Below are 19,015 nucleotides of genomic sequence, written 5' to 3'. Positions count from 1 at the left end.
TCGCCATCATAACAAACGCCTATCCGAGGTGGTAGGTGTTCACATTCCGTCAGCTCGGGAGCGGGTCCGGCTGTTCTGGATCGTCAAGCCCGGGATGCCCTGCATCTGTGGGGGCCACCGGGTCGGGTTCGTCGGAGTGCCCTGTCACCCGCAGTTGCAGCACGGCAAGCGCGGGACCCGCGTCAGAGGTTCCGACTATGGCACCGGAGCCGTCAACGACAACCCATCCACCCCCGCGGCGCCTCAACCGCACATCGTGCACTTCAGCGGATTCGGCTTTGCCGGTGAACACGTCGGCGGCGGCGGCGAAGATGCGTTTCACGTCGTCAGGGTGTGGGGTGTCGCGTTGGTCGACCTGCCCTTTCCACTGGACGTCGGGTAGCGGATCGGTGATCCAGCGGATCAACCGCATCTTGGCGATGTCGACCAGCACCATATGGACCTGCGATATGCGCGGTATCGCGGCCAGTGCCGCTGCCTCCAAGCTCATCCCGGCCATCGGAGTCGAGGTTTCGAACAGCAGTCCACGCCACTTCGCTGGAGGCTGTGGGGGCGTGCCAGCGGCCATGACGACATGACCCGGCCTGTTGTTCTTGCCGACTGTTACGGTGACCGCACCGCTCCAGCTGTCACCCGGTTGTGACGACAGCAGCGCCCTGATCAGTGAAAGCCCGTCTGCTGGTTCGACGAAGCGGAAGATTTCTGGTGCCGTGAGTTGCGAGCGCGGCGTCCCGCCGGTCAGCGCCGCCGGAAATTCCGCGAGCCGCAGGTGGGAGTCCCAGGTGAACGCGAAGGCCGACACCGGCCGCTGCTGTGGTTGGGTCCCATCGGGACCCAACCACACATGCGCGCCGTGGAGCGCATTGTCCGGCCCGATCACCGGCACGAGACGGGCGCTGACCGTGTGACCGTTGCGCAGGACGCGATGCGTGGCCGCCGCTTCGGGATGCGACCGCATGTCGGCGATCAGCGCTTCCAGCCATTGTGCAGCCTCGTGCCCTGGGGCTTTGCCGATTCCCAGCTGGTCGGTGACGGCTCGCTCGAAGGAGGTTCGATCTCGGGCTTCGTGATCGCGCGCAACGACGGTGAGCCGACCCGGCTCCAAGGTTTCGATGAGCGTCCATCCGCTTTTCGGCATCGCGTCGATCTCCGAGGTCGCTGATCCTTCCTGGTTGAATCTTTCAACGATCTTAGAACAGCGCGCCGCAACGGTGCTCGAACCGCAGGTCACGCGGTGGATACGGAAAGTTCCGCGAGGGCATAGGTGAGCCACGACGGCCGCAACAGATACTGCTCGCGCGGCTTGACCGGTTTCAGTACCGGGTACTTCTCCAAGACCGCGCGGGCGACATGGACGGCTTGCATCTCCGCCAAGGCGGCACCGATACAGAAATGTCGACCGTGTCCGAATACCAGGTCGTGACGTTCCCGCCGGGCGGGGTCGAGATGAGCCGACCGCAGGGACAAGATCACGGTGTGTCCTCGGGGGATTCGGATTCCGTTGACATCGATGTCGGTCAGCGGGAACCGGCGCAGCGCATAGTTCACCGGCGCCACGGCACCCATCACCTTGCGCACCAGCCGGGCGAACTCCGGCGGTGACCCCAGTAACTCGCGCGCCTCCTCGCAGCGGTACCGGACCAGTTCATCCAGCACCGCAGACGTCAGCGAGGTGACGTTCTCGAATCCGCCGATGATCACGGCAAACGCCAAACTGATCAACTCGTCCTCACTGAGACGGTCCTGCCCGTCGCGGGCTGAGAGCCAGCGCGAGAGCAGATCATCGCCAGGATCGCGCCTCTTGTCGTCGATCACCCCGGCCACCAGCATCAACATCGTCCCCATCGCACCCTGCACCGCCGCGCCGTGCGTCGATGTGTCGATCAAGAACAGAGGCCGGGCCGCTGCACGGAAGGCATCGAGCTTGTCGGCGGGCAACCCGAGCAAGGTGCCGATCACCTGCGGCGGCAACGGCTCGCACAGCCCGCCCATCAAGTCGATATCGCCAGTCGCCGGCAATGCGTCGACCAACTCCGTCACGGCAGCCCGCACCACCTGTTCCTGTGAGGCGTGATGTGCGGGCGCGAACGCCTCGGCCGCCAGTTTCCGTACACGTCGATGCTGCTCCCCATCGATATTGAGCAGGTTCGCCTCCAATGCCGCGGGCAGGTTCTGGCCTCGGAAGCCGGTGGTGGAGTCGGCCTTGGCCGCCGACATCCGGGGATCGGCCAGTAGTGTGGTCACCGCGTCCCATCCGGTGACCACCCACACCGGTGACCCGTCCGGTAGCTCGGCCTCGTGCACACCGGGTTCACTGGTTCTGAGATCCTCGTGAAGTTCGTCGACCGCATGAATTCCCGCCGTGAACGGGCACCGCCCCATCTTCATACCCATCAGTGTGCCAACCCATCAGGAGTCCGCCGTGCCGATCACCACCCGTGCCGCCACCACCGCGGACATCACCGACTGCGCCCAGGTACTCGCCGACGCCTTCCGCGACGACCCGCTCATGAGCGCGATCTGGCCCAACCCGCAGCAGCGCCACCGCGCCCTGCCCAGGTACTTCACCGCCTCCCTGCGCCACTTCCACCTCCCCGGCGGAGGAGTTCGCGTCGCCACCGACCCCGACGGAGTCATCCGCTCAGTCGCCGTCTGGGACCCACCCGCCCGATGGGACCAACCCGTCAGCACCACCCTGCGTGCCGCACCCGACCTTCTGCCCGCCCTCACCAGCCGCACATTCGCTGCGATCACCGTCCGGCGCACCCTCGATCGACACCACCCCCACCAGCCCGAACATTGGTACCTAGCCAACATCGGAACCTCACCCGCACACCAAGGGCACGGCTACGCGACACGCCTGATCACCGATCGCCTGACATCGGCTCCCGCCACCCCTGCCTACCTCGTATGCACCCGGGAAGACAACACCCCCTACTACCAGCGACTGGGGTTCGCGACCACTGAAAGCTTCCATCTACCAGTAGGTGCCAGGCCCACCATGTGGGCCATGACCATCAACATGTGAAGCCGCCAGCCCCGGAATCGGGGCGAGAAGACAACTAGCCAGCCGGAGAAGCCGATTGCCCGATGCGAGGCGCCGGGCTGATATCGAGCGCCTCGAGCCTGGCCACGCCTACGGTTGCCGCTCAAGGCCGCAACCATCACACAGCCCTGCGGACCCGCGCCGAGGTGTGCTTCGATCGCCGCGACGCAGGGCCTCCGGGCATGCCACTACGTCGAATCCGGCCGTTCCACCGGCCGTCGGTGGAGTGGTTTACGGGGGTTGGTGTGTCCAATCCGGGGCCGAAAACGAGGAGTTACCCGTAGAGGCCGCCTCGGCACCGCCTTGGTGCCGGTGGACAGATCTGGACACTGGAGGACCACCGTGAACCGACCCGACCCCCATATCGGAGTGAACCTGCCATCGGGGCACGACCCGATCGACTCGTCGACCGAAGCCGCTGTCGAGCCCGTGCCTGCGGAAACCGATGAGCCACGCCCGGATAAGCATCCGGCCGGTCGGGTCGAACATCGGGATAGCCAGGCGAAGCCACGGGCGCAGCGCGTTTCTGTACGTGACACCCGCCGAGACCCGCCCGATACCCGCAAGCTTGCCCGCCTGCTGTCCAGCCTCTTGACCACGGCAGAAGAGTCACGCAATGAAGACGCGGCACAACCTCCGAAGAATTCATCAATCCTGGATGAAACTACAGAATTCAACTCCAACAAAAAGGCCGCCTGAAATCCCCCGATTCACAAATTTGATAGATCTCGAATTAACGACCACAGAATTAAGGACCACAAGGAATATAACACCCTCTGTCGAATCATAATAATATCGATCGCGAAAATACCGTGACGTCGAGAATAAGGAATCTCCATGGTGAGCGCGTACGTAGGCCCGGGGAACGATGCGGATGACGACTTGGCATCCGAACTCCCATCACTGCCAGCACCTTTGAAGGCGGGCGACCGTGCTGTCATCTACCTACGTGTCTCATCGCCGGGGCAGTTCAAGACAGACTACGACCCGGAAGGCATATCGATTCCCGCTCAACGTGTCGCCTGCCAGAACAAGGCAAATCAACTCGGCCTGACCATCGTCGACGAATACATCGAGCCTGGCCGGAGTGCGACCGAAATGTCGAAACGAGTCGAGTTCCAAAAACTGCTCGCTCGAATTCGAAACCATCAAGACGTCGACTACGTCATCGTCTACAAACTGTCTCGTATGGCCCGAAACCGGTTCGACGACGCCATCGTCATGGCCGACCTCCGCAAGCGAAACGTCACCCTGGTCTCCGCCACTGAATCCATCGACGACTCGCCGGTCGGCCAGCTCATGCACGGCATCCTCGCCACCTTCAACGAGTACCAGTCCCGCGAGTCCGGCGCCGACATCTCCTACAAGATGGGCCAGAAAGCCCGCAACGGCGGCACACTCGGCCGCGCCCGGCTCGGGTACCTCAACATCTTCGACCGATTCGACGGCCGCGAGATCCGCACCATCGGCGTCGACCCCGAACGCGCACCGCTCGTCCAGCTCGCGTTCCAGCTGTACGCCACCGGCGACTACACCCTCGACGAACTATCCGAGGAACTCTACGACCGCGGACTGCGCACCCGACCGACCCACCGCCACCCCGCCCAACGAGTATCCAAAAACAAGCTCTCGACGATGCTGCGCGACCGCTACTACCTCGGCTACGTCATCTACAAGGGCGAGGAGATGCAGGGCCGACACGAGCCGCTGATCGACGAGAACCTCTTCGACAACGTCCAAGAGATCCTCGAATCCCGGACCAACGCCCACGAACGCCGACGCGTCCACCACCACTACCTCAAAGGGTCACTGTTCTGCGGACGCTGCCAGCGGACCGGGACCGTCGGGCGGATGATCATCCAGCGAACAACCAACCGACACGGCAACGAATACCTCTACTTCTTCTGCCGCAACAAACAGAAGGGCACCTGCAACGCGCCACACATCAACGTCGCCCTTGTCGAAGACGCCGTCGAGGCGCACTACGCGACGATCCGATTCCGCAGCGACTTCATCACCAGCATCCGCAACCAGATCGCCGAAGCCATCAACGCTCAAGAGACCGCCGACCGACTCCTCCAGAAACAACTGACCACCGAACTGCAGGCACTCGACGCCCAGGAAGAGAACCTCATCGACCTGGCAGCCGACGCCACCCTTCCGCAGCCCAAGATCAAAGCCAAACTCCGCGACATCGCCCACCAACGGCGACGACTGACCGAACGCCTGGCAACAACGACCGAAGACCTGTCATCCAGCGCCCGACTCATCGACGCCGCGCTCACACTGCTGGAGAACCCCCAAGAACTGTATCGCCGCTGCAACGAACACCAGCGCCGCCTGTTCAATCAGGCAATCTTCCAACAGCTCTACATCGACGACGAGCAGATCAACGGCCACCGCCTGCACGAACCCTTCGGACAGCTACACGCCGCCCAACGGGCACAAGCAGGAACATGCGGCGCAACCCGGCACAAGACAAGCCGGGATGCTCCTGAATCAGGCAACTCCCGAATGAAGGGAGGAGTAGGGGTCCTACTCCAGGGCGTTCATTCAGCCCCGGGTTCTAGTAGTGACCCTATGGTGGAGCTAAGAGGACGTCTTACGTGGGTGTAATTCGTTGTCCGGCATGATGTGACCCGTGGTCGACAGGCTTGCTCAACGGCTGGTCCCGGATGCGTTGTGGGACATCGTGAAACCGCTGCTCCCCGAGTTCACGCCGAGACCTCAGGGCGGCGGGACAGCTCCGGCGGACGAGCGAGCGGTCTTCACTGCGGTGGTGTTCGTATTGACCAGCGGTTGCGCTTGGAGGCATCTGCCGCCGTCATTCGGTGTGAGCGTTCCGACCGCACATCGCCGGTTCATGGTGTGGGCTGATGCCGGGGTATTCGAGGCGTTGCATCGGGCGATCCTCGACCGGCTCGGCCTCGCCGGCGATCTCGATTGGAGCGCGGCGATCCTGGACGCGGCGAGTGTGCGAGCGAAAAAAGGGGATCGCTGACCGGCCGCAGCCCGGTCGACCGTGGCAAGAAAGGATCCAAGATCCACGTCATTTCGGACGCGAACGGGATACCGCTGGTCACCGGTGTTTCTGCCGGGAACACCCACGACTCGGTGATGCTCGCCCCGATGGTCGAATCGATTCCGCGGGTGCGCTCGCAGCGCGGCCCTCGTCGCGGCAAGCCCGCCAAACTGCGGGCGGACAAGGGTTACGACTTCGATGTCCATCGCCGGTGGCTGCGTGCTCGCGGGATCGTGCCTCGGATCGCTCGTCGTGGGATCGAGGATCCCACGAGGCTGGGTAAGCACCGTTGGAAGATCGAACGGACCATTGCATGGTTGACCGGATACCGGCGCTTGACGATCCGCTACGAACGACACGGCCGCCTCTTCGCAGCATTTCTACAACTCGCCGCAGCGCTGACCTGCTACAAGAAACTCACCACGTAAGACGTCCTCTAAGGGGACTCGAACCCCTGACCCCCACAAAGAGGTTCATAAGACTCATCGACCGGGCGCGGTATCGACGTTCGGCATCGACCCCAGCGACCGGTCCCTGCGATGGCAACGCAGACGGGCACACCAGCACGCGGCAATCCGGGCAATTACGTCCAGCCACAACAGAATACAGCGTCCCAGTGAGAAACTACCGCCGGGACCCTACCGCACGGGCCCCGGGGCGAACCAGCCGGAAGCTACCGCAACAACGAACACTCGCCCCTCGATGACCTGTCGTCAGACGTCAAGTCGACCCGTAAACCACACAGCGGCCGGCCGGCTACGCCCAAGACGACGCACGACACCTCAACAGACGGCCGACCAGGGAAAAGCTACACGACCGGCGATGCGCATTCGACTCCACGAGCATCGCCCTCCCCCGATAGACACCTGACGCCGACGCCACCTCGACAACGAAAGCGCGGGGTAACCGCGGGGCTTGCTCAAGTCTGCGCCCACCTTTGAGCCTGTGGGCCACACCTCGAGCAGCACTCGCCACCTACGCCCCGTTCCTGCGGCAGTTCTTCGAAATCCTTGCAGACCGCGCTGTACTTCTCGGAATCTCGTTCGGCCGCCCGGACCGTGACCACCCGGCCAACAGTTACCAACGCGTCGCGCCGAACTCGACCAGATCGTGCAGTGGTGAACCGCGTGAACTGCGGCTGCGTTGTCGATCGCCGCTTGTGGAGGCGGATTCGGTTGGCGGTGCGGACCGGTGTTCGTGCCGCCGACGATTGCGAGCACGGTGTCAGGAGCGGTCCGATTTTCCGCCGTAGCGGAGGCCAGAAGGTCGCGCCCATCGTCCAGCAGGAACAGTCCCTCGGACATAAGACAACCGTCCCCAGGGTCACGGTAAGACCTCGGTGACCGACCCACGAGTTGACCGGATGCCACCTCCGCTTTATGCTCGAATTTCATACGGAGGTCGCATCCGTTTTGAATGGCAGCAGTATCACCGGAGGTAGGAGGGCACATGAACGTCAGTGAGCAACGGGGGCGCAAGCCCCGCGCGGACGTCCAGCGCAACCGCGCGGCTCTGCTGGAGACCGCGCAGCGTCACTTCCTCCAGCATGGGGTCGGCACCTCCCTGGAGGCGGTGGCCAAGGAGGCGGGCGTCGGGCCCGGCACCCTGTACCGGCACTTCCCCACCCGGGAAGCGCTGCTGGCGGCCGTTCTGCAGACACGCTCCGAGGAGCTGGTGGCCCGCCGAGCGGACATCGAACAGTTGGGCGATGCCGGCGAGGCGTTGGAACTGTGGCTACGGGCAATGGAGGAGTACTTCAGCGCCTTCAGCGGGCTCCCGGACCCGCTCATGGCCGCGGCCCAGGAGCAGGACCCGGACAATCCGCTCACCATTCCTTGCGACATCTTCATCGCCGCCACCGACAAATACGTGGAAGCAGCCCAGAGCACGGGACAGGTACGCGCGTCGGTGCGTGGCTACGACCTGTTCCTCGCAGCCTGTTCCATTGCCTGGATCAAGGGCAACGGCGCCGACGAGGAATCACTCGACCGGCTCCGCACCCTCCTCGCGAGCGGCTACCGCCAGCGGGACGAGAAGGCGTAAAACGCCGGGCCCCGCGCTCAGGCTCGAGCCGCCGACGTCCGGGACCGCAGTTTTCATCAAGGAGGATTTATGAGTCATTCGCCAAGGGTTTGGCCCGCCGACGCTCGCCGCATTGTGGCGCAGGGTGATCTCGGCTACCTCGAGGGCGCCCGGTGGCACCGCGGGGCGCTCTGGTTCTCGGATATGACCCGGTGCAAGATCAGTCGCCTCTCCCCTGGCGAGCCACCCGAGGATATCGCCGATGTACCCGGGCGCCCCTCGGGTCTCGGGTTCGGCCCCGATGGGACACCGATGGTTGTTTCCATCGACGACGGACGGCTGCTGCGCGTGGGAAGTAGTGGGCTCGAGGAACTCGCCGATCTCGCGCCGGTCGCGTTCCATCCCAACGATATGGCAGTGGACCGGGAGGGCCGCGCATATATCGGCCCGCAGGGCTTTCCCTTCGGAACCGATCCCGTCGGCGTGAGTTTGATCATCCGCCATCCCGACGGCCGGATCGACACGGGCGGCGAGGACCTGATATTCCCAACGGCATCGCGATCTCCGGCGACGGGCGCACCCTGGTCGTCGCAGAATCGTTCCGGGCACCACGTACCAGGCTCACCGCGTTCACCGTGACCGACGACGGTGCGCTGACCGACCAGCGAGTGTTCGCCGAATTCGGGTCAACGGACACCGAGTCCATCGATGGCATCGGCATCGACAGTGAGGGTGCGGTGTGGGCGGCCTTCCCATGGATCGGTGAATTCCGGCGTGTCCGCGAAGGCGGCGAGGTCACCGACGTCATCCGGATCGAACCCGACGCCGCGTATCCCGACGGCGGCACATTCGCCGTGGACGCGATCCTCGGCGGACCGGAGATGCGGACCCTCTACCTGCTCATCTCGGATACAAGCCCCGAGCGCCTCGTCAACGGCTTCGATACCACGGGCCGGATCGAAGCCATCGAGGTCGAGGTGGCGGGAATCCGGGACTGACGGCAACGCATGCGTCGGCGCGATCGTCTCCGCGACAGCGTCCCGGAGCGTTTCGCGCCCTCCCGGCTACTGCCATCTCGCAGCCCATCGTGGAGATGAATCGCGCCCCGCCCGCCGCCGACCGACCCCGCTGGTACGTCACGTACACCCAACACGTCACATACACGAACACGAAGAGCGCGCAGTCCCCACACTTCGACCGGGTGGTCGTGCCGTGCCGCGGTCTGCAAGCAGCCTGCCGGTACCTGCAAAGTGCGTGCCACACCCGGCCCTTACGACGGCTGTCGCCTTGGAGCAGACAGCATTGTGCCCGGCCGCCCTGTCGGCGACTGCGCGCCTTGGAAAGGAAACGCCTTGTCCGGCACAGCGTCCCTCTTCACCGACCTCGTACGCTCCCGGCGCTCCCCCCGCAAGTTCCTGCCCGCCCCGCTTTCCCCGGCGGACATCCGCGGCGTGCTCGAAGACGCGCAGACGGCCCCTTCGAACAGCAATACCCAGCCGTGGACCGTGCATGTTGTCTCGGGCGCGGAGCGCGACGCGCTCGCCGAGGAACTGCTTCAGGCCGACACGGAGGGACGCACCTCCCCGGATTTCACCGATGGCTACGGCGACGGCATCTATCTCGAGCGGGCGCAGGCCCTGGCCGCGAGCTACTACGGATCCCTCGGCGTCGCGCGCACGGATCTCGAAGGCAGGAGGGCGGCGGTCCGCGAAAACCTGGAGTTCTTCGGGGCTCCCCATGTCGCTTTCCTGTTCATGCCAGCCCTGGGCGACGGGGTGCGGACGGCCGGTGACATCGGTATGTACGCGCAGAACTTCCTGCTCTCGCTGGCATCCCGGGGGTTCGCCGGTATTCCGCAGACCATGCTCGGGATCTATGCCGATACCGTCCGCGAGTTCCTGGATGTTCGTGAGGATCTCAAGCTGCTGTTCGGTATCTCCTTCGGCACGGCCGACCCTGCGGGGCCGGTGAATCCGTTCGGTAGGACACGCATCCTGCTCCAGCAGAGTGTGATCCTGCACGGCACTCCCGGCGTCCTCGAAGGTCAATAGTCCGTCAGCCCACAGATGCCCCCGGCGCGTGGATCCGGGCCGCCACACGGCCGGCCCGGATCCGGAGCCCGCGCTCACTTCGGTCCACACGCGCGGCATCCGTCTCGGGTTCCTCCCGCCGGCAGATCGCACCACTTGACAATTCGGAGGCTGCCTCCGTATTCTTGGGAGTCCACGGAGGCACCCTCCGTTTCCATTGCCTCGTTGGGAGGAGCTTCCCAATGAAGTTGTCAACCTCGGAAGTTGATTTCCGATGACGGGATCAGGCTGCCACCGCGACGGGTGGCAGCGGTTGGTAGGGCCGTTTCTCGCGGATGAGTGCCCACAGCACGTTGACGCGGCGGCGGACCAGGGCGAGGACGGCTTGGGTGTGTTTTTTGCCCTCGCCGCGTTTCCTGTCGTAGGTGCGCGATTCGGGGCTGCAGCTGATCGAGATCATCGCCGACTGGTAGAAGACACGGTTGAGTCCGCGGTGATATCGCTTGGGGCGGTGCAGGTTTCCGCGTATTCGACCGGAATCCCAGGCAGCGGGTGCGAGCCCGGCAAATCCGGCGAGTCGGTCCGGGGTCCCGAAGTAGTCCATGTCACCGCCGGTGGCAGCGAGGAATTCCGCGCCGAGCAAGGTGCCGATGCCGGGCAGGCTGATGATCACTTCGGCGAGTTCGTGGCGGTGAAATCGGCCCTCGATGAGCTTGTCGGCTTCTTTGATTCGCTCGTTGAGGGCCATCACCTCCTCGGCCAGCGCCGCGACCATCGACGCGGTCAGCGCTTCGCCGGGCAAGCGGGTGTGCTGGCGGGCCGCGGCCTCGATCGCTGCGGCGGCGACCTTGCCGGGATTTCTCACTTTTCTGGTCGACAACCAGGTTTCGAGTCGGGACGCACCTGTTCTGCGCAGAGCGGCAGGGGTTTGATAGCCGGTCAGCAGAGTCAGCGGTCCGACCAGGGTGAGGTTGTCGAACGCGCGGTCCAACGCGGGAAAGATCCCGCTGAGCAGGCCACGCAGCCGGTTGATCGCGCGGGTTCGGTCGGCCACCAGGTCAGCGCGGCGGGTGGTGAGCAGCTTCAGCTCGATGGTGACTTCGTCACCGGGGCGCAGCGGATGCAGATCGCGGCGCATCCGTGCTTGATCAGCGATGATCGCGGCGTCGCGGGCGTCGGTCTTGCCTTCGCCCCGGTAGCCGCCGGCGACCCGGTTCAGCGTTCGGCCGGGGATATACAGCAGCTGCTGATCGCGTTCGACCAGCAGCCCGATCAGCAGCGCCGCACCGCCATCGGGCAGGTCCACCGCCCAGACCGTGTCCTGGCCCAGCTCCCGAACCTCGTCGATGAGTTTTACCAGCTCGGGTTCATCGTTGGCTATTCGCCGCGACAGCAGTCGTTTGCCGTCGGTGTTGATGACCACGCAATGGTGGCCGGTCTTCCCGATGTCCACACCAGCCCAGATCTGGGCCATGCCCGCCTCCATCAGCTCGTTGGAACCTCACGCCACAGACGACCGCGCCGACGTTGCCCTACACAGCGATTCGCTCGCACATCCCAATATGCGGCCGGGTCGTCACGGGGAACCGGGCGGCCAAGCTCCTGGAGCCACACGCGGCACAACCATGTAAGCCACACCCGATTCCCCTGGGCCTCAGGGACTTTACGACCCGCCCCTACGACCTACTCAGAAAGGTAGGGCAACCATGACAAGCCGGCAGATGATCCTGGGCATGCAGTTCAGCGGCGGCTACGGGGCCGAGCCCGGGGCCTGGCGGCTGCCGGGTGCGAACCTGAACAGCTACACGGACATGGACCAGTTCGTCCGCTACGCGCAGGCCGCCGAACGCGGCAAGGTGCAACTGTTGTTCATTGCCGACACCCCGGTCCTGGATATGGACCTCACCCACCACGCACCGCGCCAGGCGATCGAGCCGCTGCTGCTGCTGACCGTCCTCGCGCGGGAGACCGAGCGGATCGGCCTGGTCACCACCGCCTCCACCACTTTCAACGAGCCCTACAACCTCGCCCGCCAGTTCAAGGCCTTGGATGTGATCAGCCACGGCCGAGCCGGCTGGAACGCGGTGACCACCTCCGATCCCGCTGCCGCGGCGAACTTCGGCAGCGAGGTCCCGCCGCGCGCGGAGAAGTACGAGCGCGCCCACGAGGTCATCCAGATCGTGCAGGCGTTGTGGGGCAGCTGGGAGAAGGACGCCTTGCTGCTCGACGTCGAGAACAAGCGTTACGCCGATATGGACAGGATCCGGCCGGTCAACCTGCGGGGCCGCCACGTCGCCTCCCGCGGCCCGCTGCCCATCCCCCCGTCCGAACAGGGTCAGCCGGTCATCTTCCAGGCGGGCGGCGGCGGTTACGGCCTCGAGATCGCGGGCCGCTACGCCAGTGGCGTGTACGCCAACCCGTACAGCATCGAGGATGCCCGGGCTCAGCGCCAGGCCCTGCGGGACGCCGCCGAGCGCGCCGGACGCGACCCGGACGAGGTGAAAATGCTCGCCGGCTTCATGCCGACCATCGCCGGCTCCCGCGCTGCCGCTCTGGAGCGACGACGCTTCCTGGACGAGGTCGTCGACCTGGACCAGCGCGTCCGTTATCTCGGGGCCATGATCGGCCTCCGGCTCGGCCCCGAACAACTCGACCAGCCGCTCACCGTGCAGCAGCTGGCCGCCGCGGTGCCCAGTCCGCGCGACCCGCGCTCCGGCCGCGCCCTGGAAGTGGCCCGGGAAGGCTGGACGCTGCGCGATGTCATCGCCCACGGTGTGATCGACTATCACCCCGTGGTCGCCGGTACCGCCACCGACGTGGCCGAGCACATGCAGGAGTGGTTCGAGGCCGGGGCCTGTGACGGCTTCTCGATCGCCCTCGACGCCTTCCACGACGGCTTCGACGCCTTCGTCGACCAGGTCGTCCCGATCCTGCAGGAACGTGGCCTGTTCCACGAGGACTACGAAGGATCCACCCTGCGCGAGAACCTCGGCGCCCACGCGCAATACGGCCTCGACCCGCGCCTCACCGAGCCGGCCTGAGCATGACCACCCCACCGGCGAGGCGGGCGCGGACGGCCCGTGGCCCCTCATCTACCCACGAGCGCTCCTTCGGTACGCACACCACGCGGGCCGCCTGACCACAGGACGCCACAGAACACATCTCCCGCGACCTTCATCGGGGCCGGCAGCAAGGAAACCAACCATGAAACGCTCATTCGCCCAATTTCCCGACGTCACTTCCGGCAGCGACCAGGCGCAGCACGGCGGACCATTCGCGCCGCCCCGGGAGGACCCCCGCATGGTTCACGCTCCGCTGGCCACCGACCATGGCACCTTCCGTAGTGACGAACCGCCCCAGGGCGCCGCCGCGGTGTCCACATCGGCCATATCGGCCTCCCCCGCCGCCACAACTCCCACAGCGAGCGGGCTCGTCCCCGTCCTCGCCTTCAGCGGCATCGTCGTCGCCGTCATGCAGACACTACTCGTCCCCGTCATCGCCGACCTCCCCCGACTGCTGGACACCACAACGTCCAACGCCGCCTGGGTGATCACCGCGACCCTGCTGTCCAGCGCCGTCGCCACTCCGGTCATGGGACGCCTCGGCGACCTCTACGGCAAGCGCCGCTTCGTCCTCGTCAGCCTCGCACTGATGGTGCTGGGGCTCGCTGATCTCCGGATTCACCTCCGACCTCGTGCCGATGGTCCTGGGCCGCGCCATACAGGGCTTCGCATTGGGCGCCATCCCGCTAGGCATCGGCATCATCCGGGACGAATTACCGCCCGAACGGCACGGATCGGCAATGGCGCCTGATAAGCAGCTCGCTCGGCGTCGGGGGCGCGCTCGCCATACCGCTGGCCGCGGTCGTCGCCCAGAACCTCGACTGGCACTGGCTGTTCTTCGGCGCCGCCACCCTCGGCGCGGCAGCCATGGCAACGATCTTCGCCGTCGTCCCCGAGAGCGCGCAGCGCGCCCCCGGCCGCTTCGACGTGATCGGCGCGCTCGGACTCGCCCTCGGCCTCGTCGCCCTGCTGCTGCCCATCTCCAAGGGCGCCGACTGGGGCTGGACAAGCACCACCACGCTCGGACTCTTCGCCGCCACCGTCGTGATCTTCGCGCTGTGGGTCCTCTTCGAACTGCGCACCGAGCACCCGCTGCTGAACCTGCGCACGGCGTCGCGCCGCCAGGTCCTCCTGACCAACCTGGCCGCGATCACCGCCGGCCTCGCGTTCTTCGCGGTGACACTCGTCCTGCCGCAACTACTGCAGCTTCCCGAGTCCACCGGGTACGGGTTGGGGATGTCCATGATCGTCACCGGCCTCTGCGCTGCCCATATGGGTCTCGCGATGATGATCGCCGCCCCGCTCGCCGCCCGGCTCTCGGCCGCGCGCGGGCCGAAGGTCACCCTGATGACAGGGCTCGCACTGCTCGCCGTCGCATATCTCGCGGGCACCATGCTGCTGGGTGCGGTGTGGCAGATCGTGATCGTCGCCGTCCTCGCGGGCAGCGGCGTCGGCACCGCCTACGCGGCAATGCCCGCCCTCATCCTCGGCGCCGTCGACCCGTCGGAATCGGGCGCGGCCAACGGACTGAACTCACTGATGCGCGCCATCGGCACGGCGATGTCCAGCGCCGTCGTCGGCGTGGTCCTCGCCGGCACGGCTCAACACGTAGAGAACACCGAGATACCCACGCTGGACGGCTTCCGCATCTCATTCCTGATCGCCGCGGGTGCAGCGCTCCTGAATCTCGTCCTGGCAGCACTTTCTCTCCCCCTGCCGCCGGCGAGGCCGGCAACCCATATCCCTCATAGTTCAGAGAAAGCAAGGTCTGTTCCTGATGCGCACCAAGAAGAAGTTTCTTATCGCGGCTGCGGCCGCCATCACAGTTGCGGCACTCGCCGGCAGTAACGTCGGATGCGCTGAAACGGCGGACGGTGCTGCCCGCAAGATCACCGGCACACTGCCCGACGGATCCACCTATCTGTTCGAGGTGCCGGCCAACTGGAACGGCACCGTGCTGCTCTTCTCCCATGGCTACAACCCCGGACCGTCGAACCCCGCCCAGAACGCCAACTCGGCCGAGGTGAGCAGCATACTGCTCGCTGACGGGTATGCCCTCGCCGGTGGGTCCTACCCCGGCCTCGGGTGGCAGACGCCCAACGCGCTGGGCGACCAGATCGCCACGTTCGACGAATTCGCCGCGCAGGTCGCGTCGCCTTGAACCGTCCTGGATGCGGTGGAGACCCTAGTTCAGGCCACCTCGGCCGAGATGGTCTGTTGATGGTAGAGGTGTTCGTATTCGACCGGTGGCCGGTATCCGATCGCGGAATGTAGCCGTTGGGTGTTGTACCAGTGCACCCATGATGCGGTTTCCCGTTCGAGCTCGGCCCGCCCCGAGAACGTGGTGTGCCGGTCGATCAACTCGGTTTTGTAGAGCCCGATCGCCGATTCCATGAGCGCGTTATCGAGCGCATCTCCCACGCTGCCTATGGATCCGGCGATTCCCGAATCCCGTAATGCCTCGGTGAAGGCCAGCGACGTATATTGCGACCCCGCATCGGAATGATGTATCAATCCTGTTGCGGTGAAACGGAAAGCGGTTCTACGGCGGGTGAACAACGCCTGTTCGAGCACCGAGATAACCAACGGTGTCGTCTTCGACGACATAACCCGCCAGCCCAAGATCCGTCGCGAATACACGTCCACGCAGAACGCGGTGTAACAGAACCCGGCCAGAGTCCAGCAGTAGGTGAAATCGGCAACCCGCCATTGATCTGGACGCATCGGCGTCGACCAGGCGCGCCCGATCAGGTCCGGATGCCGCGGCGTCGACGCGGGCCCGGGTTCGGTGGTTCTCGTGGTCCGTCACCCGCGCACAACCCCGTCTATCCCGGTCAGCCGCATCAGCCGCGCTACCTGGTCGCGGCCGATATTGTGACCGGCGCGGCGGGCGGTGTGCCAGAGTTTGCGCACCCCGTACAGGCCCCGATTCGCGCTCCACAGGTCGAACGACACGTTCGCGGTGTGAGCATCGGCCCAGGTGGCGTCGCTGATACCGCACTGTTTGGCGGCATAGTAGGTGGACGGGGCGATCTTGAGCCCGTGCTCGGTCAGCACGCGGCAGATCGGGTCAACCCCGAAGCAACCCTTGTGGTCGTCGATGTAGTCGACGATCACCGCAGTCGGCGGTCGACCTCCGCCGCCGCGAAAAACGCACTCGCTGTCCGCAAAAGCTCGTTCGCCCTGCGCAATTCGACTACTTCACGCCGCAGAGCCCTCAACTCCGCATACTCCGATTCCGCCGCGGCCGCCGGCCCGGTCTCGCCCTGCTCGGCGCGGGTGACCCAGTTCCGCAGAGTCGCCGGGTTGATATCCAGCAGCGCACCGACATGCCGGCGCGCACCGGCCATCGAGTCACCGTGCTCGCGGATCCGATCCTGATACATCCTCACCGCCCGAGCGCGGGTTTCCTCGTCGAACTTCCGTGGTGCCGCCATGGCTGACAGTCTCCCTTGCTAAATCAGGAGTCTCCAGCCAGTCCAGGACGGTTCACGTCGTCGGCCCGGTCCCGGGCCACCGCCTGGGGCTACCCCATCCCCCACAGGCGCACTTCACCACCGGTCTCGAAGCCGTAGCGGATGTACCTGTCTGCAGACAAGCTGGTTCAGAGTGAGTTGGCGGCGGCGGCGAGAAGATCTGCCAAGGTTTCCTCCAACTCTGGCAGCACGGCGGCATGCCGGGCTACCTGAACCGAGCGTCGCGATGGGGTTTCATCGGAGACGGCGATATGGGCGAGCCTCGTCCAAGACTGTGCGGCCAGCCGTGCTGCGCGTGCGGCCGCGTGAACCTTCGGATTGCGCGTGTAATCGGCGAGATCGACGCACCCTTGAGCGATGAGGCGTCGAAACAGACCGCCTCCGGTACCCGCTTTTTCGATGAAGGCAGCGAGTGACCTGAGCACAGCCTCGAGGTCTTCGTTTCCGAAGATGTCGGGCCAACGGGAGACGTCTTCAGCGAAGCGGCGAACGCCGTCGAGCCCGGTGCCGGAGACACCGTTCGAGGCCGGCGCGGCAATCGAACTGGGGCCCCCATGTTTCAGGGTTGCCGCCGATTGTTCGAGCGCTGCGGCAGCCATGGACGGGAGGTCAGGCACGTCGGACGGCCAATCGACTATGTACGTGGCGTGGCGTGTGGGTGTCGGGAACCCCGTGGAGGCTCGTGCCCGTGCCAATGCGTCATACGACACCGTCTGGATCTCATCGCGGTCGTTGTCGACGATATACGCGTCGCGAGCCTCGTCATCATAGCCGACGATAACGATGTCGTGGCGGCTCATGCGCAGTCGTACCCGCAGGTATGGGAGTTCAGCGATGTCGGCCCAGACCATGACGGGCCGTCCGGAGTCCAGTTCGGTCCTCACCCATTTCCAACCGAGGTCGGGATCCTCGGTCTGACGTAGTTCGGTCTTCGCACCGAGGCGCCTCAACAGGTCGACCTCCAAATCCCCACCACGCCCCACCAGGTAGATCGGAGGATTGATCGCATCGGCGCGCAGGTAAGCGAAATCGAGTGCGCCGCCGAGTGTGAACACGAGTCCTTCGCTCAGCTCGCCGTCCCAGCCAAGCCCGGCCCAGGACATAAGATCGCGCAACGCACCCGAACCACAATGGCCGCCCTTCAGGTGCGGGTAAGGCTGGATCAGCATCCGGTGACCACCTTCAGACTCGACAGCCCGCGAAAGGACAACCCCGTACGCCAGCGAGGTTGTTCGACGAGCCTAAGACCGGGAAAACGCGCCGTGAGGAGTGGGAACAGTACGGCTCCTTCGAGCCGCGCCAACGGCGCGCCAAGACAAAAGTGAATGCCGGCACCGAACGATAGCGGCGGGGTCCCGGTTCGGGTGATATCGAGGCTATCGGGGTCGCAGAATCGGTCCGGGTCTCGGTTGGCCGCCCCGAGCAAGGTCAATACAACCTGGCCAGGATCCAGGTCGACTCCTGCCACCCGTGTTGGCTCGAGCACCGTGCGCCCATTGGTCTGGACCGGCGAGTCGTAACGCAACAATTCTTCGACGGCGTTGCTCGCCAGATCGGGCCTGGCCCGCAATAGGTCCATTTGGCTGGGATGGGCGAGCAGTGCAGCAACGCCGTTACCGATGAGGTTTGTGGTGGTTTCGAACCCTGCCGCGAACAACAGTATCGCGGTGCCAACGCATTCGTCGTCGTCCAAGACGTCGTCGCCATGCGCCACGGCGAGACGGCTGAGCAGGTCGTCGTCCGGGTGGGCGCGTTTGGCCGCCAGGAGGTCTGTGAAGTACGTTGCGAGTTGGTCTTCCGCTTCACACGCGGCAGTCAGCGCCGCGGCGTCCGCGCTGGGCTCGAGCGAGGCGACCAGGGCGCGTACCAGAGGAGCGGCCACGGCTCGATCGGTCACTGGCACTCCAAGAAGATCGCCTATTACATTCACGGGCAGCGGGAGGGCGAGATCGCTGATGATATCGGCGGAACCCTGGTCCTCGATGACATCGATCAGATCACGGATCTGCGTGACAACGCGGCCTCGCAACTCGTCGATGTGCCGAGGGGTGAAAACGTCAGCGACCAGCCGACGCAGCCGGTGGTGGTCAGGCGGGTTGCGGAACAGCATGGTGCGCCGGAATCGATGCATAGCCTGACGTTGCAACTCTTCGGGAATCTCCGACAAGCCGAATCCCAGCGACTCGTCGGCCTTGCCGAGGCTACGGTTACGGAGCGCAGCTGCGCAGTCGTCGTAGCGACTCAGTACCAGGACCCCCGATCGCGTGACAAGCACGGGCTGAGTCTCGCGCAAGCGTCGGAACGCCTCGTAGGGGCCGGCTGAGCCGTGATCGGTCAGCAAGACGTCGAGGAGTAGT

General features: G+C 65.2%; 13 protein-coding genes, 3 pseudogenes and 1 other annotated feature. Of the genes and pseudogenes, 10 read left to right on the top strand and 6 right to left on the bottom strand.

Features of this window, described 5'->3' with window-relative positions:
- Positions 1-49 precede the first annotated feature (49 nt).
- Entirely contained in the window at positions 50-1,231 is a 1,182-nt protein-coding gene (locus tag NWFMUON74_RS08260; RefSeq protein ID WP_138456825.1) for a GAF domain-containing protein, read from the bottom strand.
- Positions 1,228-2,217 carry a cytochrome P450 family protein gene (locus NWFMUON74_RS08255; RefSeq protein ID WP_156371219.1) on the bottom strand — a complete coding sequence of 330 codons (990 nt, stop codon included), beginning with the start codon at positions 2,215-2,217 and terminating at the stop codon, positions 1,228-1,230. The genes NWFMUON74_RS08260 and NWFMUON74_RS08255 overlap by 4 nt, the downstream gene beginning before the upstream one ends.
- Positions 2,218-2,422: 205 nt before the next feature.
- Here NWFMUON74_RS08255 and NWFMUON74_RS08250 point away from each other — a divergent pair, with 205 nt between their 5' ends.
- The 7 genes and pseudogenes from NWFMUON74_RS08250 (at position 2,423) to NWFMUON74_RS08215 (ending at position 10,141) form a co-directional block, all read left to right on the top strand.
- Complete coding sequence (locus tag NWFMUON74_RS08250) at positions 2,423-3,028, top strand: GNAT family N-acetyltransferase (protein ID WP_232110912.1); 606 nt, start codon at positions 2,423-2,425, stop codon at positions 3,026-3,028.
- 360 nt (positions 3,029-3,388) lie between these two features.
- Complete coding sequence (locus NWFMUON74_RS08245; RefSeq protein ID WP_068049976.1) at positions 3,389-3,745, top strand: hypothetical protein; 357 nt, start codon at positions 3,389-3,391, stop codon at positions 3,743-3,745.
- Between the two features lie 138 nt (positions 3,746-3,883).
- On the top strand, positions 3,884-5,662 hold the full coding sequence (locus NWFMUON74_RS08240; RefSeq protein WP_187687319.1) for a recombinase family protein: 1,779 nt from the start codon (positions 3,884-3,886) through the stop codon (positions 5,660-5,662).
- A 25-nt stretch (positions 5,663-5,687) separates the two neighbouring features.
- Positions 5,688-6,496, top strand: a protein-coding gene (locus NWFMUON74_RS08235) for an IS5 family transposase (protein WP_098085337.1) whose coding sequence is annotated in 2 segments (ribosomal slippage) — positions 5,688-6,035 and positions 6,038-6,496 — 807 coding nt in all. Because the reading frame shifts where the segments join, the coding sequence is not laid out codon by codon here.
- Positions 6,497-7,517: 1,021 nt separating this feature from the next.
- Entirely contained in the window at positions 7,518-8,111 is a 594-nt protein-coding gene (locus tag NWFMUON74_RS08230; RefSeq protein ID WP_043737852.1) for a TetR/AcrR family transcriptional regulator, read from the top strand.
- 69 nt (positions 8,112-8,180) lie between these two features.
- A pseudogene (locus tag NWFMUON74_RS36840) lies at positions 8,181-9,088 on the top strand (SMP-30/gluconolactonase/LRE family protein).
- A 354-nt stretch (positions 9,089-9,442) separates the two neighbouring features.
- On the top strand, positions 9,443-10,141 hold the full coding sequence (locus NWFMUON74_RS08215; protein ID WP_043737850.1) for a nitroreductase: 699 nt from the start codon (positions 9,443-9,445) through the stop codon (positions 10,139-10,141).
- A 262-nt stretch (positions 10,142-10,403) separates the two neighbouring features.
- Here the strand turns inward: NWFMUON74_RS08215 and NWFMUON74_RS08210 are convergent, their stop codons facing one another.
- Positions 10,404-11,594 carry an IS110 family RNA-guided transposase gene (locus NWFMUON74_RS08210; protein WP_043737874.1) on the bottom strand — a complete coding sequence of 397 codons (1,191 nt, stop codon included), beginning with the start codon at positions 11,592-11,594 and terminating at the stop codon, positions 10,404-10,406.
- A gap of 232 nt (positions 11,595-11,826) precedes the next feature.
- Here NWFMUON74_RS08210 and NWFMUON74_RS08205 point away from each other — a divergent pair, with 232 nt between their 5' ends.
- The 3 genes and pseudogenes from NWFMUON74_RS08205 to NWFMUON74_RS08195 all read left to right on the top strand — a co-directional run bounded on the left by NWFMUON74_RS08205 (position 11,827) and on the right by NWFMUON74_RS08195 (position 15,343).
- Complete coding sequence (locus tag NWFMUON74_RS08205; RefSeq protein ID WP_043737848.1) at positions 11,827-13,161, top strand: NtaA/DmoA family FMN-dependent monooxygenase; 1,335 nt, start codon at positions 11,827-11,829, stop codon at positions 13,159-13,161.
- Positions 13,162-13,420: 259 nt separating this feature from the next.
- Positions 13,421-14,934: pseudogene (locus NWFMUON74_RS08200) on the top strand (MFS transporter); the annotation flags it as partial.
- Between the two features lie 25 nt (positions 14,935-14,959).
- A complete protein-coding gene (locus NWFMUON74_RS08195; protein ID WP_127516259.1) occupies positions 14,960-15,343 on the top strand; it encodes a hypothetical protein in 384 nt (127 codons plus the stop codon).
- Between the two features lie 29 nt (positions 15,344-15,372).
- On the opposite strand, the pseudogene NWFMUON74_RS08190 reads toward NWFMUON74_RS08195, so the two are convergent.
- From NWFMUON74_RS08190 to NWFMUON74_RS08180, 3 genes and pseudogenes are all read right to left on the bottom strand, one after another.
- Positions 15,373-16,619 (bottom strand): annotated as a pseudogene (locus NWFMUON74_RS08190) (IS3 family transposase).
- Positions 16,207-16,338: a sequence feature (AL1L pseudoknot), on the bottom strand. It overlaps the preceding pseudogene by 132 nt.
- Positions 16,620-16,786: 167 nt before the next feature.
- Positions 16,787-17,827, bottom strand: a complete 1,041-nt coding sequence (locus tag NWFMUON74_RS08185; protein ID WP_054811360.1) for a BtrH N-terminal domain-containing protein — start codon at positions 17,825-17,827, stop codon at positions 16,787-16,789.
- Positions 17,821-18,999: a cytochrome P450 gene (locus NWFMUON74_RS08180; protein WP_178128353.1), complete on the bottom strand. Its 1,179-nt coding sequence runs from the start codon at positions 18,997-18,999 to the stop codon at positions 17,821-17,823. The genes NWFMUON74_RS08185 and NWFMUON74_RS08180 overlap by 7 nt, the downstream gene beginning before the upstream one ends.
- Positions 19,000-19,015: the final 16 nt, after the last annotated feature.

Origin of the sequence: Nocardia wallacei (assembly GCF_014466955.1) — a bacterium.
Lineage (GTDB): Bacteria > Actinomycetota > Actinomycetes > Mycobacteriales > Mycobacteriaceae > Nocardia > Nocardia wallacei.
The sequence above is the reverse complement of the archived record's forward strand: the minus strand, read 5'-3'. Positions and strand labels throughout refer to the sequence as shown.